This is a genomic window from Sphingomonas sp. Root241 (assembly GCF_001428865.1).
Taxonomy (GTDB): domain Bacteria; phylum Pseudomonadota; class Alphaproteobacteria; order Sphingomonadales; family Sphingomonadaceae; genus Sphingomonas.
The window spans coordinates 544531-557741 of the sequence record NZ_LMIV01000002.1 but is presented as its reverse complement, the minus strand read 5'-3'; the positions used below and the strand labels follow the sequence as shown (position 1 = coordinate 557741).

General features: G+C 67.4%; 17 protein-coding genes. 10 read left to right on the top strand and 7 right to left on the bottom strand.

Annotated elements, in window-relative coordinates; genetic code table 11:
* Positions 1 to 118: 118 nt before the first annotated feature.
* Positions 119 to 1327, bottom strand: a complete 1209-nt coding sequence (rlmN, locus tag ASE13_RS13270; RefSeq protein WP_056616581.1) for a 23S rRNA (adenine(2503)-C(2))-methyltransferase RlmN — start codon at positions 1325 to 1327, stop codon at positions 119 to 121.
* 168 nt (positions 1328 to 1495) lie between these two features.
* On the opposite strand from rlmN, the gene ASE13_RS13265 reads away from it, so the two are divergent.
* On the top strand, positions 1496 to 1912 hold the full coding sequence (locus ASE13_RS13265; RefSeq protein ID WP_056616573.1) for a DUF4168 domain-containing protein: 417 nt from the start codon (positions 1496 to 1498) through the stop codon (positions 1910 to 1912).
* Positions 1913 to 1952: 40 nt separating this feature from the next.
* On the opposite strand, the gene ASE13_RS13260 is transcribed toward ASE13_RS13265, so the two are convergent.
* The gene (locus ASE13_RS13260) at positions 1953 to 2897 is read right to left on the bottom strand and encodes an NAD(P)H-binding protein (RefSeq protein ID WP_200955706.1); all 945 of its coding nucleotides are present in this window, start codon (positions 2895 to 2897) and stop codon (positions 1953 to 1955) included.
* 78 nt (positions 2898 to 2975) lie between these two features.
* On the opposite strand from ASE13_RS13260, the gene ASE13_RS13255 reads away from it, so the two are divergent.
* Positions 2976 to 3869, top strand: coding sequence for a LysR family transcriptional regulator (locus tag ASE13_RS13255; protein ID WP_056616570.1), 894 nt, complete (start codon positions 2976 to 2978; stop codon positions 3867 to 3869).
* Positions 3870 to 3871: 2 nt separating this feature from the next.
* On the opposite strand, the gene ASE13_RS13250 is transcribed toward ASE13_RS13255, so the two are convergent.
* The gene (locus tag ASE13_RS13250; protein WP_056616568.1) at positions 3872 to 4327 is read right to left on the bottom strand and encodes an invasion associated locus B family protein; all 456 of its coding nucleotides are present in this window, start codon (positions 4325 to 4327) and stop codon (positions 3872 to 3874) included.
* On the bottom strand, positions 4324 to 4989 hold the full coding sequence (locus ASE13_RS13245) for a histidine phosphatase family protein (RefSeq protein ID WP_056616565.1): 666 nt from the start codon (positions 4987 to 4989) through the stop codon (positions 4324 to 4326). The genes ASE13_RS13250 and ASE13_RS13245 overlap by 4 nt, the downstream gene beginning before the upstream one ends.
* 157 nt (positions 4990 to 5146) lie before the next feature.
* Between ASE13_RS13245 and ASE13_RS13240 the strand changes: the two genes are divergently transcribed.
* The 4 genes from ASE13_RS13240 (at position 5147) to ASE13_RS19895 (ending at position 8178) form a co-directional block, all read left to right on the top strand.
* Entirely contained in the window at positions 5147 to 5737 is a 591-nt protein-coding gene (locus ASE13_RS13240) for an outer membrane protein (protein WP_056616558.1), read from the top strand.
* 285 nt (positions 5738 to 6022) lie between these two features.
* Positions 6023 to 6676 carry an outer membrane protein gene (locus ASE13_RS13235; RefSeq protein WP_056616556.1) on the top strand — a complete coding sequence of 218 codons (654 nt, stop codon included), beginning with the start codon at positions 6023 to 6025 and terminating at the stop codon, positions 6674 to 6676.
* 133 nt (positions 6677 to 6809) lie between these two features.
* A complete protein-coding gene (gene dnaN, locus ASE13_RS13230) occupies positions 6810 to 7922 on the top strand; it encodes a DNA polymerase III subunit beta (RefSeq protein ID WP_056616553.1) in 1113 nt (370 codons plus the stop codon).
* Between the two features lie 94 nt (positions 7923 to 8016).
* Positions 8017 to 8178 carry a hypothetical protein gene (locus ASE13_RS19895; protein WP_156404880.1) on the top strand — a complete coding sequence of 54 codons (162 nt, stop codon included), beginning with the start codon at positions 8017 to 8019 and terminating at the stop codon, positions 8176 to 8178.
* A gap of 3 nt (positions 8179 to 8181) precedes the next feature.
* On the opposite strand, the gene ASE13_RS13225 is transcribed toward ASE13_RS19895, so the two are convergent.
* Positions 8182 to 8526, bottom strand: a complete 345-nt coding sequence (locus ASE13_RS13225) for a hypothetical protein (protein WP_056616549.1) — start codon at positions 8524 to 8526, stop codon at positions 8182 to 8184.
* 81 nt (positions 8527 to 8607) lie between these two features.
* Between ASE13_RS13225 and ASE13_RS13220 the strand changes: the two genes are divergently transcribed.
* Positions 8608 to 9384, top strand: coding sequence for a Coq4 family protein (locus ASE13_RS13220; RefSeq protein WP_321164349.1), 777 nt, complete (start codon positions 8608 to 8610; stop codon positions 9382 to 9384).
* Positions 9385 to 9387: 3 nt separating this feature from the next.
* Here ASE13_RS13220 and ASE13_RS13215 read toward each other — a convergent pair whose 3' ends face one another.
* On the bottom strand, positions 9388 to 10086 hold the full coding sequence (locus ASE13_RS13215; RefSeq protein ID WP_056616542.1) for a hypothetical protein: 699 nt from the start codon (positions 10084 to 10086) through the stop codon (positions 9388 to 9390).
* A complete protein-coding gene (locus tag ASE13_RS13210) occupies positions 10086 to 10877 on the bottom strand; it encodes a hypothetical protein (RefSeq protein WP_056616539.1) in 792 nt (263 codons plus the stop codon). The genes ASE13_RS13215 and ASE13_RS13210 overlap by 1 nt, the downstream gene beginning before the upstream one ends.
* Before the next feature lie 71 nt (positions 10878 to 10948).
* Between ASE13_RS13210 and recF the strand changes: the two genes are divergently transcribed.
* The 3 genes from recF (at position 10949) to ASE13_RS13195 (ending at position 13106) form a co-directional block, all read left to right on the top strand.
* A complete protein-coding gene (gene recF, locus ASE13_RS13205; RefSeq protein ID WP_056616536.1) occupies positions 10949 to 12016 on the top strand; it encodes a DNA replication/repair protein RecF in 1068 nt (355 codons plus the stop codon).
* A gap of 34 nt (positions 12017 to 12050) precedes the next feature.
* Positions 12051 to 12410 carry a hypothetical protein gene (locus ASE13_RS13200; RefSeq protein WP_200955705.1) on the top strand — a complete coding sequence of 120 codons (360 nt, stop codon included), beginning with the start codon at positions 12051 to 12053 and terminating at the stop codon, positions 12408 to 12410.
* Positions 12411 to 12776: 366 nt separating this feature from the next.
* Positions 12777 to 13106 (top strand): ArsR/SmtB family transcription factor, encoded by a 330-nt coding sequence (locus ASE13_RS13195; RefSeq protein ID WP_056617814.1) that lies wholly within the window; start codon positions 12777 to 12779, stop codon positions 13104 to 13106.
* Positions 13107 to 13211: the final 105 nt, after the last annotated feature.

The window sequence follows — 13211 nt, the reverse complement described above, 5'->3', positions numbered from 1 at the left end:
GAAAGCGGGGACCCCTCTCCTGAGCGAGCGACAAAATGCGCCGGTGCGATCGGGGATAAGATGGGAGATGGGTCCCCGCTTTCGCGGGGATGACGCGTTTTAATACGAGGCCTCAACCTCAGCCCAGGGCCGCGAGCTTTTCCTCGGCCTGCCGGTCGAGTTCGGCGCGGCTCTTCTTCTCCGACGCGGTCTTGAGCTGACCGCAGGCGGCGTCGATGTCGCGCCCACGGGGCGTGCGCACCGGCGCCGAATAGCCGGCCTCGAAAACGATGTTCGAGAAGGCGCGGATCCGCTCGGGCGCCGAACATTCGTATGGCGCGCCCGGCCATGGGTTGAACGGGATCAAGTTCACCTTGGCCGGAAGCTTGTACTTCTTGATCAGCCGGACCAGCTCGTGCGCATCCTCGTCGCGGTCGTTCTTGTCCTTGAGCATCACGTACTCGAAGGTGATCCGCCGGGCATTGTTGGCGCCGGGATAATCGGCACAGGCCTGGAGCAGCTCCTCGATCCCGTATTTGCGGTTCAAGGGCACGATCTCGTCGCGAACCTCCTTGGTCACTGCGTGGAGCGACACCGCGAGATTGACCCCGATCTCCTCGCCCGCGCGCGCCATCATCGGCACCACGCCCGAAGTGCTCAGCGTGATCCGGCGCTTCGACAGCGCGAGGCCATCGCCGTCCATCACCAGCTTCAAGGCATCGCGGACATTCTCGAAATTGTAGAGCGGCTCGCCCATGCCCATCATCACGATGTTGGTGAGCATGCGGCCCTCGGGCTGGCTCGGCCATTCACCCAGCGCATCGCGCGCGAGCATCACCTGCCCGACGATCTCGGCCGGCAGCAGGTTGCGCACCAGCCGCATCGTGCCGGTGTGGCAAAAGCGACAATTGAGCGTGCAGCCGACCTGGCTCGAGACGCACAAAGTCCCGCGGTCCGCATCGGGGATGAAGACCATCTCGTAATCCTGGCCGTCGTCCGAGCGCAGCAGCCATTTCCGGGTGCCGTCGATCGAGACCTGCGCCTCGACGACTTCGGGGCGCGAGATCACGAAGCGCTGCTCGAGCCAGGGCTGCATCGCTTTCGAGATGTCGGTCATCAGCGCGAATTCGGTGACGCCGCGATTGTAGATCCAGTGCCACAGTTGCTTGGCCCGGAGCTTGGCCTGCTTCGGCTCGAGCTGCGCGGTCTCCAGCGCCATGCGCAGATCGGCCTTGGAAAGGCCGAGCAAGTCGATGCGGCCGTCGGCGCGCGGCTTGAATTCCCGGGGCACGGGCACGGGATCGATGTGCCCCGGAATGGGCATGAGGGCGGCCGACTCTGTCTGCATGACGGCGCATCTAGTCGATTTCGCGCGCGAATTCCACTCCCGGTGGCGAATCCCGCCGCAAATGGCTGCTCCATCCCGCTTCTGCCACGCCGCGTCGCGGAGCGGTTGCCCCGGCGGGACCCCGCCGTCCAGCTTGGCGTTGGGGGCGTACCCAATTCGGAGCGTAATATGAAGTTTCGTACCTCGATGATCCTCTCCGCGGCGCTGATCTGCGCGCCGGCGGCGATGGCACAGACTGCCCAGACCTCGCCTGCGCCCGCCGAGCCGGCACCCGCCGCGCCGGCACAGGAAGGCACCACCGGTGCCGGCACCGCCACTACCGCCACTGCGGTGAGCGATGCCGAGATCAACCAGTTCGCCACCGCGGCGCTCGCGGTCGCCAAGGTCCGCCAGGACGCCACTGTTCCCGAAGCCGACAAGAACGCCAAGATGGTCGAGGCGATCACCGCGACGGGCCTGCCGGCCAAGCGCTTCAACGAGATCGCACAGGCGATGCAATCGGACACGGCGCTGAACAAGAAGATCCAGGACGCGGCAGCGGCACAGCAGCCGGCGGCGCCTGCAGCGCCAGCGCCGGCGAAATAACCGACGGGCGGGCGGCGACGCGTTCGCCGCCCGCATCGGCTCAAGCGGTGATACCGAGCGCGGCGAAGCTGGTCGCGAGCGATTGCGCTAGTGGCGTATGCGGTTCCTCGCCCAGAAAGGCGACGAGTTCGCGATTGTCGAGCCGCAGCGGATGCCGCCAATAAGGCCGCATCTCGATCATCTCGCGCATCGTCGGATTGAACGGCGCGATCAGCGGCAACGCCCACCACGGCATGCCGCGCACAGGTAATTTCCTGCCGAGCACTTCCCGGATCGAACGCGTGAAGCGCGTGCCGTCGGCATCCCAATGTCCGCCGAAATGGAAGCGCGCGAAGTGCGGCAGCACGGGCTCGCGATCCAGCAACAGCGCGAAGGTCTCGGCGACATCGGGCAGATAAGCCCAGGCGTGACCGATGCCCTTGCCGCCCGGATACAGGATCGAACGTACCCGTCCCGGCTTCACCATCCCCTGCGACAGCCAGCTATTGCCGGGCCGCGGGCCATAGAAATCGCCGGTGCGCAGGATCAGCGCGCGGACCCCGGAAGCGTGGATGCTCCGCTCCATCTCGACGCGGATCCGTCCCTTGCGCGTCGCCGGGTCCTGCGGCGAATCCGCCTGCGCCACCGGCGTGGCGGCGGGATCATAATTATAGATCGTCCCCGGCAGCACCAGCCGCGCGTCGTTCGCCCGCGCCGCGGCGATGCTGTTGGCGAGCATCGCCGGCACGAGCCGCGCCCAATCGCGATAGCCCGGCGGATTGACGGCATGCAGGATCGCCGCGACGCCCCGCGCGGCGCCCGATACCGCGGCGGCATCCATCGCATCGCCTTCGATCCATTCGATCCCGGCGTCGAGCCCCGGTCGCACGCTGCGCACCAGCCCCCGCACCTTCCAGCCGTGACGCACCAGCGCACGTGCCGTCTCGCCGCCAACGCCCCCGATCGCGCCGAGCACCAATGCCGTCTTTTCCATGATCGTCTCCATTGCTTGCCGGACAGCAGATGGACGCGGAACAACTCAAAGAAAATTGCCGAACCTTTGCAGCTCGCCTATACAAATTTGATGAGCTCACTCGATGCCGGAATCGATTGGGAGCGCCAGCGCGCGTTCCTTGCAGTCATGACCGAAGGCAGCTTGTCGGCCGCCGCGCGGCGGATCGGCATCGCGCAGCCGACCGTCCGGCGGCGGATCGAAGAGCTCGAGGCGGAGATCGGCACGCCCCTGTTCACGCGCAGCCCCAGCGGTCTGCTGCCGACGGAGCAAGCGCGCGCACTCGCCGAACATGCCCGCGCGATGGCGCTCGCCGCCGACGCGTTCGGGCGCGCCGCCTCTGCCGAAGCGGCCGAGATCGCGGGGCGCGTGCGGATCTCGGCGAGCGACGTGATCGCCGTCGAGGTGCTGCCGCCGATCCTAGCGCGCTTGGCGGCGCGACATCCGGCGTTGGTGATCGAGCTCAGCCCCAGCAACCGCAACGAGGACATGCTGCGCCGCGAGGCCGATGTCGCGGTGCGGATGGTCGCTCCGATGCAGGAGGCGCTGGTCGCGCAGCGGATCGGCGCGGTGCGGCTCGGGCTCCACGCCCACGCCGATTATCTCGCCGCGGCGGGAACGCCGCACACGCTCGAGGCCGTGCGCGACCATCGGCTGATCGGAGTCGAGCGCGACACGCCGATACTCCGCGCGCTCCAGGCACAGGGATTTCCGGTGCGCCTTGCCGATTTCGCCTTTCGCAGCGACAGCGATCTCGCCCAGCTCGCCGCGATCCGCGCAGGGCTCGGCATCGGCGTGTGCCAGGTGCCGCTGGCGGTGCGCGACGGGCTGGTGCGGCTGGTGCCCGAAGGCTTCGGCTTCGATCTGGAGACCTGGGTCGTCTGCCACGAGGATTTGCGCGGCGTGGCACGGGTGCGTGTAGTGTTCGACGCCCTGGTGACGGGGCTGCGCGAGTATCTCGGCTGATATCAGCGCCCCGCGCACCCCAAAGCCGCCGCATCGATCGCGGTTGCCGCACCCTTAAGCGCATAGGTGTCCGCAAAGGCGGTACCGTTGGCCGAGACCGTCTCGACGCTCATGCTGCGCCCGTCGCGGATCGCCGCGACCACGGCGGCATCGGTGCGCGGATCGGGGGCCCAGGCATCCATATCGCCCGCGCGGAGCTCGAAACGGCGCTCGCCGATCGCCAGCGTTACCCGGGCATTGGCCGCGCGCGCGCGACTGAGGCGGATGTGAAGCTGGTTGCGCGCGCCTTGTCCCGGCCAGGTCGCGATGCTGGCGAAGGGCTGGCTCCGGCCGCGCTCGACCGGTCTGGCGATCGCGAAGCAGCGCAACGGCGAAGGGTCGCGAAACGCGCCCCAGCTCCCGAAAACCCCCAGGGTGTCGCGCGGCTGGAGCAGCAGCGCCAGAGCGAGCGCGATCATGCCGGCGCCGCGCCGCGCCCGGTGCCGAGATGGACCACGTGCTCGACGCCCTGCTCGATCAGCACGATCGATCCCTGCGGCAGATCGGGCGCCACCGGTGCGTCGAACTGCGGCATCACGTCCATGCCCGTCATCACGCCGCGCAGGATGCGGCTCGACATGCCGTGCATGATCACCAGCCGGTCGCCCGGATCCTGGTCGGTATCGGCGAGCCAGCCCGAAACCCGCGTGGCGATCGCATCATACCATTCGCCGCCTTCGGGCGGCCGCGTGTACAGTCCGTGCTCGAGATCGAGGAACGTCCCGACCTCTTGCTGCAGATCGTCGTAATAGCGCCCGCTCCAGCTCCCCATGCCGATCTCGACGAGGCGATCGTCAGTCTTCACTTGATGCCAGTCGAGCTCGAGATGCTCGGCGATGATCGCCAGCGTTTGGAGCGCCCGGCCCGCGCTCGATGACCACAGGGTCAGCTTCGGCTTCGGGCCGAGCAGTTCGCGCAGCGCCGCGCCCATCGCATCGGCCTGGGCGAAACCGGCGCGGGTGAGCGGCGTGTGCGGATGATCGCCCTGCATCCGGCGCGCGATGTTGAACACCGTCTCGCCGTGACGCGCGATGAAATCGCGGCCCTTCCTGTTGCTGACGGGGCGGTTGCTGGCTGGCATGCGCCCTTCCTCAGCGCCTCCCGGCGCCAAAGGCAATGGCGGAATTGCGGCATGCCCCGATTCCGCCTCGTTTCGTTCATGCAACAAACAGGTGACTTACGGCATCAGCACACCCGCTCCGTCATCGGAGCGCAAGTACCAGTAACGGAGTATCCCCATGCGTAAGCTTATCCTCGCCGCGCTCGCCGCATCCGCCGCAGCCACTCCCGCCTTCGCGCAGGACGCGACCTTCACCGGCCCGCGCGCCGAAGCGATCGTCGGCTGGGATCATGTCGGCGACGATTCGATCAGCAACGGATCGCGCGACGGCGTCGTCTATGGCGGCCAGCTCGGCTATGACTATCAGGCCGGCAAGGCCGTGTTCGGCGTCGAAGGCGAAGTCACCGGTTCGACCACCAAGGACACCGCCAACGGCGTGCTCGTCGCGGGCGACCGGCTGAAGGTCTCCGCCGGCCGCGATCTCTATGTCGGCGCCCGCGCCGGCTTCGTCGTCGGCGAACGCGCGCTGATCTATGCCAAGGGCGGCTACACCAATGCCCGCTTCAACTCCGAATACACCTCCACCACGGGCACGATCGAAGACCATGACACGGTCGGCGGCTTCCGCGTCGGCGCGGGTGCCGAGGTCAAGCTCAACGACAAGGTCTATCTGAAGGGCGAGTACCGCTATTCGAAGTATGATTCGGACAATTCGGGCATCGACGCCAAGCGCCATCAGGTGCTGGGCGGCGTCGGCGTCCGCTTCTGAACCAGATAATCCTCCCCCCGCTTCAGCGGGGGAGGGGGACCAGCGAAGCTGGTGGAGGGGACCTAGCCGCAAGCGACGTGCTCGCGGCCAAGCCCCTCCGTCACGCTGCGCGTGCCACCTCCCCCGCTAAAGCGAGGGAGGATTGATCATGAGCAACACCCGCCCCGCTGTTGCTCTAATATCACGCTTTTTCCTGTTTATCTGAGGTTCATGCAACTGCGGACTCGGGTCCCCAGTTATGGCCCGGCTCGCACGAACAAGCGGGCCGGTACCCAAGGAGTAGTTATGCGTAAGCTTGTATTCGTCGCCGCCCTAGCCGCCTCGTCGGCCCTCGCCGCCCCCGCCTTCGCGCAGGATGCGGCCCCCAGCGGTTTCCGTGTCGGCGTGGTCGGCGGTCTCGACATCGTCCGCCCGGGCGACAGCGAGGATTCGCGCGTCCGTGGCGACGACCAGAGCATCGAGGGTGCCCAGTACGGCGTCGAGGCCGGCTATGACATCCCCGTCGGTGGCGTTGTGCTCGGCATCGAAGGCGAATTGAGCGGCTCTACCGCCAAGGTCACCACCGACACCAGCGATCCGAACTTCTTCGGCTATGGCCGCGTCAAGGCCGGCCGCGACATCTATGTCGGCGGGCGCGTCGGCGTTCCGGTCGGCACGGGCACTTTGCTCTATGCCAAGGGCGGCTACACCAATGCCCGACTGGACGTGACCGCCGACAACGGCACCACCACGACCGACGAGAATTTCCAGCTCGACGGCTGGCGCGCCGGCGCGGGTATCGAAAAGTCGATCGGCACCAACACCTATGCCAAGCTCGAGTATCGCTACTCGAACTACACCAAGGCGGATTTCCAGTTCGCCAACGGTACGGTGACCGACACGTTCGACGTCGATACCGATCGTCACCAGATCGTCGCGGGCGTCGGCTTCCGCTTCTGAAGCACGCCCCACGCCAAATTTGGTGTGCATGAGAGGGTCGGGGCGCTTGCCCCGGCCCTTTTTGGCGTTAGAGATTGTGACCGAGCCAATCGTCAGCGCCCGGATTCGAGCGCGGCACCGGGGGTTTTGAGTGATGAAGGCGACGATCGAACGCGCAACTCTGTTGAGGGGCCTCAGCCACGTCCAGTCGGTGGTCGAGCGGCGCAACACGATCCCGATCCTGTCCAACGTGTTGATCGAGGCGCAGGCCGGGGGCACGATGCGGCTGATGGCGACCGATCTCGACCTGCAGATCGATGAGACGATCGCCGCCGCGGTCGATCAGCCGGGCGCGATCACCGTCTCGGCGCACACCTTGTTCGATATCGTGCGGAAGCTGCCCGAGGGCTCGCAGGTCGAGCTCGCCGCCGCGGAAGGGCGGATCACGGTCAATGCCGGCCGCGCCAAGTTCACGCTGGCCACGCTGCCGCGCGACGATTTCCCGATGATCGCCGAGGGCGAGCTGCCGACGACGTTCGAGCTGCCGGCCGAGACGCTCAAGCAGATCATCGACAAGACCCGCTTCGCGATCTCGACCGAAGAGACGCGTTATTACCTCAACGGCATCTTCCTGCACGTGACCGACGACGCCCAGCCGCTGCTCCGCGCCGCCGCCACCGACGGCCACCGCCTCGCGCGCGTCACCGTGGCCCGCCCCGACGGCGCCGACGGCATGCCCGACGTGATCGTCCCGCGTAAGTGCGTCGCCGAGCTGCGCAAACTGCTCGACGAGGTCGATGGTTCGGTCGGCGTGTCGCTCTCCGGCTCGAAGATCCGCTTCGATCTCGGCCAGGCGATCCTGACCTCGAAGCTGATCGACGGTACCTTCCCCGATTACAGCCGCGTCATCCCGACCGCGAACGACAAGATCCTCAAGATCGACCCCAAGAGCTTCATGCAGGGCGTCGACCGCGTCTCGACGATCGCCACCGAGAAGACCCGCGCGGTCAAGATGGCGCTCGATCGCGACAAGATCATCCTCTCGGTCACCAGTCCCGAAAACGGTGCGGCGGCGGAAGAGGTGCCGGGCGAATATGCTGCGATGCCGTTCGAGATCGGCTTCAACAGCCGCTATTTGATGGACATCCTCGCGCAGATCGAAGGCGACCTCGTCGAGGTCCATCTCGCCGATGCCGCGGCACCGACCTTGATCCGCGAGAATGACAGCGCACCGGCGCTGTACGTGCTGATGCCGATGCGGGTCTGAATCGCGACGAATTGAGGCCAGTTATCCACGTATTTCCGCGAGTCGCGACAATACGTAGGATTTTGTTTGCAAGCGGCGTGGTAAAGCGCCGCCCATGCTCGGACTGGAAGCTTTGGTATCGTTCAACGACCGGCGCGCACGCGAAGAGCGCGAGCGGGCCGAGCGGGCGGCCAATGCCCGCGACCGTGCGCTCCACCTCGAAATGGCCTCGATTTTCCAGCGCCGCGCCGAGGTCCGCAAGCGGCTGATCCTGTAATTCTCACTGCGCCTTGACGGCACTCACATCGGCACGCGCGCGATCGCGCACGGCGCGGACCTGCGCATCGGCATGGCGCTCGACGATCCGCGCTTCCTTGCGGAGTGCCTCGACGCGGGTCTCGAGCCGCTCGGCCTCGAAGCCGTTGGCGATCTCGGCCTGGCCGGCGATCGTGTCGGCCTCGGCGCGGAGCGCGGCGGCCTCGTTCCCAGCGGCGGATTGGATCGCCTCGGCTTCGGCGCCGGCGACCTGCTGGATATTGTCGATCTGCGCCTGTTCGGGCGTTTTCGGGCCGCAGCCCGGAAGTAGCAGGCCGGCAAATGCGGCGGGCACGATCCAGCTTCGCATCGAACGTCTCCCTCTTCGCGCAAAAGGATGGACCGAATTGAACTTTCCGGCAATGTTTGCTATTTACACTGTTGTCAGTAGTTGAGCAGGCAGATCATGGCGACCCAGGCACCCGAGCCGTTCAATCCCGGCATCCCGATGAAGCGCGAATGGGGCACGGCGCTCTCGGCATTGCGCCGGCTGCTGTCGAACGGCGACGATACCGAGCAGGTGTTCCGCATCATGCGCGCGCTGAACGGCGACGTGACCCAGAAGAATTACCGCAAGCTGCTCACCGTCCCCGGCGGCGGCAAGCTCGCCTATCGCCGGCTCGAGCTCGCCGAGCGGCTCTCGGATCGCAGCTGGATCGACGGCTTCGCCGAGGGCACCGTCGGTGCGGCGTATCGCAGCTTCCTCGACGCCACCGGCTATACCGCCAAGGGGCTCGAGGAAGTGAGCATGAACGCGATCGGCGTCGAAGCCTTCACTGTCGAGCATCCTTATGCCTGGATGGGCCGCCGCGAGCGCGACATCCATGATCTCTGGCACGTCCTCACCGGCTACAAGGCCGACGAGCATCTCGGCGAGGCCTGCCTCGTCGCCTTTTCCTATGCGCAGACCGGCGGGCTCGGCTGGGCGTTCATCGCCGCCGGCGCCGCGCTCAAGAGCATCCGCATCACCGGCAAGCTCGATTTCCTCCGCGCCGTGATCGAGGGATACCGGCACGGTAAGCAGGCCGGCTGGCTCCACGGCGAGGACTACGAGGCGCTGCTCGCCGAGCCGATCGACGCCGCACGGCGCCGGCTCGATATCGCCGAGCCGCGGGCCTATCGTGTCGCGCAGGCCAGCCTCGCCGAGGCGGGGCTCACCGGGATCTGAGGCTCAGGGCTTGGCGGGTGGCTGCGTCGGTTCGTCGAGCGCGGCGTCGAACGCCTCCGAGTCGAGCAGCTCCGCTGGAGCCGCGAAACGCCCGGCATCGATCTCGTCGCCGCTCACATTCTGCAGCACGATGTTTTCGGGACCGGCGAGGCGCAATACCGTCCCCTTGGCCAATACTGCAACGATCTGGTCGCGGAAGCCCATATTGTTCCCGAAGAACGGCGCGAACCCGTCGAGTGCGCGTGCGATACCCCGATGGAACACACCCCCGACCGGCGCGAGCTGCGCGTCGGCGCTCACCACCATCGCCAGCGTGGCGGGCTCCTGCCCCTCTGGCGCGATCTGCCAGTTGCTGCCCCTGCGGCCGGCGACGACCTCGTCCTTTCCTTGCGTCGTGACGAAACGCATCGTTGCCATTGGGCCGCCGGTCGGAGCGTTCTTCGGCGCCTTCGTCTTGAGAAGCGCGAAGAATATGTCGCTGCGCGTAGCACTCACCTTGCCATTGTGGGTGATCAGGATGAATTCGTCGCCGCCGTGGCGGAGCAGCGCGAACTTGCCCGGTATCTCGGCGCGATAATCGCCGCTGTCGTCGACCTCGACGGTGAGCTGCGACTTGCCGACCGAATAGGTCGCGGTGACGTCGGCCGCAGCGGGCAACGGCGCCAGCGCGAGCGCGAGCGCAAGAACCGATGCCCCGCGCATCACTTCGCCTTGGGGGCAGGCGTCGGTGCAGGCGCCGCCGCCGGCTTTTCCTCCATCGGCGGCGCACCCGCCGCAGCGCGGGCACGGGCGCGTTCGGCGTTGAGCCGCGCCTTCAGCGCCGTCTTGTCGATCACTGCCGGCAGCGCGAAGACCTTGGCGTCGATCGGCGCCTTGTCGATCTTGTCGAGCTTGAGCGCGTCGCCGAAGCGCAGCACCATGCCCTTGTCGAGCATCTCCTCGACGCGCTTCTCGAGATTGCCCTGCCCGCCCTGGACCTGCTGCATGCCCGCGGTGCCGAGGCGCGTCTGCATCGACAGCGCCTTGCCGACATTGGCGAGCGCCGGATCGCTGCTGACCACTGCCTCGATCGTCTCGGTCGGCGGGGCGGCCTTGGCATCCTTGGCCGGCTTCGCGCTGACGTTCCATACATCGCCCGCGATGCCGGCGACGGTCTCGCTGCCTTTCTTGACGAGTTCATAGTCGCTCTGCGGCCCCAGCCCGGTGGGCTTCATCCCCTCCTCGCGCATCATCTCGCCCATCGCCGCGATGAAATCGCTCACCTTGGCCGCGAACCGGCCCTTGCTGTCGGTCAGCACCAGATATTCGGTCCCGCCGTTGCGGACGAGGACCTGCTGGCCGCTCTCGACCCGTGCGTCGCCATTCGCGGCCGCCTGGACGGTGATCGACCCCACACCGCCGCCCAGCGTGTAGCGGGCAGTGGTGTCTTCGGGCGCCTTCGAACAGGCGGCAAGGGCAAGCGCCGCGAACGCGGCAACGCAAATACGGATCATGATGTCTCCTTTGCGCCTTCATCGGCGAAGCGCTGTCCGGCGGCAAGTGGCTGCGCTAGAGGAACGGTCAAATGGCCGTCACGCGACTTGTCCTCACCGATTTCCGCAACCACCGCGACGCCGTCCTCGCGGCCGGTCCGGGCTTCGTCGTGCTCACCGGCGAAAACGGCGCGGGCAAGACCAATGTGCTGGAGGCGCTGTCGCTGCTCGCCCCGGGACGCGGGCTCCGCCGCGCGCCGCTGTCGGAGATGGTGCGGCAAGGCGCGGCCGGCGGTTTCGGCGTGGCGGCGACGCTCGGCGATGTCGAGATCGGCACCGGCACCCAGCCCGACACCCCCGAGCGGCGGCTGGTGCGGATCAACGGCGCCGGCGCGGCGGCGGCGGCGCTCGCCGAGTGGGTCACGATGCTCTGGCTCACGCCCGCGATGGACCGGCTCTTCGTCGAGGGGCCGGGCGAGCGCCGCCGCTTCCTCGACCGTCTCACTCTCGCGCTCGCCCCCGGCCACGCGCACCATTCGACACGCTACGAAGCCGCGATGCGCCAGCGCAACCGCCTGCTCGCCGACGAAGCCCCCGCCAATCCCGAATGGCTGACCGCGCTGGAGGCGCGGATGGCCGAGCATGGCGCCACGATCCACGCCGCCCGGCGCGACGCCGTCACGGCGCTCGCCGAACGGCTGACGGCGCAGCCCGAGGGCGTCTTCGCCCGGGCGGGCCTCGCGATCGAGGGCTGGGAGGGCGATACCGAAACGCTCGCCCGTGAGTTGCGCGAAGGCCGCCGCCGCGACGCCGCCGCCGGGCGCACGCTCGCCGGCCCGCACCGCGCCGACCTGCTCGTCACCCATCTCGGCAAGTCCCAGCCCGCGCATCTCTGCTCGACCGGCGAGCAGAAGGCGCTGCTGCTCGGCCTCGTCCTCGCCCATGCCGAACTGGTCGCCGACCGCGTCGGCCGCGCCCCGATCCTCCTCCTCGACGAAGTCGCCGCGCACCTCGATCCGGGCCGCCGCGCCGCCTTGTTCGAACGCCTGGCCGGCCGCGGCCAGGTCTGGATGACGGGCACCGAAGCCACCTTGTTCGATGCGGTGCCGGTCGACGCGACGCGCTATGTCGTGGCCCACGGAACGATCGACCTCGGCTAGCGGCGATGGCGCTCGAACCTGTGTGGAGAGAATGATGACGGATCCGCCAAAAGCGTGGGATGCAGAACTGGTCGGCAAATGGCTCGAGCGCCGGTTGGCGGCCGCGCGACACGATCAGGCGGCGGCGGACCGGCGCGGCTACGAGGCGCGGGACGATTACGACAAGGCAGCGGCCGAGGAATGGGTTTGCCGCGCGCTGCAGTCGCCCGACTGCACCAGAGAGCAGGCCGCGCTCGCCCGCCGCATCAAGGAACTGATCGGACAGGACGACTATCGGGCGACGGGCATCTACGACGACATCCGGTTCGAACGCCATGTTCGCGGCCACCTCAGGAAACTGGCGAAGATGACCAAGGCGAATGAGGGCTTCGAGAAGACGCTGCGCTATCAGTGAGCGGGGCAGAGGGCTTCCGGGACCGGAGCAAGTGGCAGCTAACGTCCCAATTGCGGACCTCGTTGATCCTCCCCGTGCCGGGGAGGAACGGAACGTCCGCTATCCACCAATAGCCGCCCCCTCCGTCCACTGAATCCGCTGGAAATGTAGGATTTGTTCTGCTTTCGTTCACTCATGAGCGAACCACAGAACCTCCGCGCCGACGCCCTCCGATCGCGCTTGTCGCTTGACACGCAAACACGAAAACGCGTCAAGCAAGACTCCCCCGGCCCGACCGCCGCATCCGGCAAGACCCGCAGAAATCCGCGGTTTTCCGAGCCAACCAAAAGGTTGGATCCCGCCGGCGCGGCCGCGCTTGCCAACCTTATGGTTGGCTATCGGCTTGACGCGACATTCCGCGCGCTCGCCGATCCCACCCGACGCGCGCTGCTCGCGCGGCTCGCCGGGGGCGAGAAGCGCGTGACCGAGCTGACGCGCGGCTTCGCGATGAGCGAGACCGCCGCCGCCAAGCATCTCGCATTGCTCGAAGCCGCCGGGCTGGTCCGCCGGCGCCGCGACGGCCGCCACAGTTTCTGCACGCTCGCCGTCGATCCGCTGACCGAGGCAGCGTTGTGGCTGCGCCGCTGGCAGCGATTCGAGAGCAAGCGCGCCGCCGGGCTCCGCCGGCTGCTCGACGCCGCGGAAGGCCCCGAATGACGCCCGCCGCCGTCCACCTTGCTTCTCCTGAAGCCCCTCCCCTGAAGGGGAGGGGCTATTTCCACCCATTTTGCTTCCGTTTCGCAGGGAGCGACCCTATATGCT

Excerpts from the sequence above, each read along its gene's own strand:
- rlmN (WP_056616581.1), bottom strand. The coding sequence starts at position 1,327 with ATGCAGACAGAGTCGGCCGCCCTCATGCCCATTCCGGGGCACATCGAT.
- ASE13_RS13265 (WP_056616573.1), top strand. The coding sequence starts at position 1,496 with ATGAAGTTTCGTACCTCGATGATCCTCTCCGCGGCGCTGATCTGCGCG.
- ASE13_RS13260 (WP_200955706.1), bottom strand. The coding sequence starts at position 2,897 with ATGGAGACGATCATGGAAAAGACGGCATTGGTGCTCGGCGCGATCGGG.
- ASE13_RS13255 (WP_056616570.1), top strand. The coding sequence starts at position 2,976 with ATGAGCTCACTCGATGCCGGAATCGATTGGGAGCGCCAGCGCGCGTTC.
- ASE13_RS13250 (WP_056616568.1), bottom strand. The coding sequence starts at position 4,327 with ATGATCGCGCTCGCTCTGGCGCTGCTGCTCCAGCCGCGCGACACCCTG.
- ASE13_RS13245 (WP_056616565.1), bottom strand. The coding sequence starts at position 4,989 with ATGCCAGCCAGCAACCGCCCCGTCAGCAACAGGAAGGGCCGCGATTTC.
- ASE13_RS13240 (WP_056616558.1), top strand. The coding sequence starts at position 5,147 with ATGCGTAAGCTTATCCTCGCCGCGCTCGCCGCATCCGCCGCAGCCACT.
- ASE13_RS13235 (WP_056616556.1), top strand. The coding sequence starts at position 6,023 with ATGCGTAAGCTTGTATTCGTCGCCGCCCTAGCCGCCTCGTCGGCCCTC.
- dnaN (WP_056616553.1), top strand. The coding sequence starts at position 6,810 with ATGAAGGCGACGATCGAACGCGCAACTCTGTTGAGGGGCCTCAGCCAC.
- ASE13_RS19895 (WP_156404880.1), top strand. The coding sequence starts at position 8,017 with ATGCTCGGACTGGAAGCTTTGGTATCGTTCAACGACCGGCGCGCACGC.
- ASE13_RS13225 (WP_056616549.1), bottom strand. The coding sequence starts at position 8,526 with ATGCGAAGCTGGATCGTGCCCGCCGCATTTGCCGGCCTGCTACTTCCG.
- ASE13_RS13215 (WP_056616542.1), bottom strand. The coding sequence starts at position 10,086 with ATGCGCGGGGCATCGGTTCTTGCGCTCGCGCTCGCGCTGGCGCCGTTG.
- ASE13_RS13210 (WP_056616539.1), bottom strand. The coding sequence starts at position 10,877 with ATGATCCGTATTTGCGTTGCCGCGTTCGCGGCGCTTGCCCTTGCCGCC.
- recF (WP_056616536.1), top strand. The coding sequence starts at position 10,949 with ATGGCCGTCACGCGACTTGTCCTCACCGATTTCCGCAACCACCGCGAC.
- ASE13_RS13200 (WP_200955705.1), top strand. The coding sequence starts at position 12,051 with ATGACGGATCCGCCAAAAGCGTGGGATGCAGAACTGGTCGGCAAATGG.
- ASE13_RS13195 (WP_056617814.1), top strand. The coding sequence starts at position 12,777 with ATGGTTGGCTATCGGCTTGACGCGACATTCCGCGCGCTCGCCGATCCC.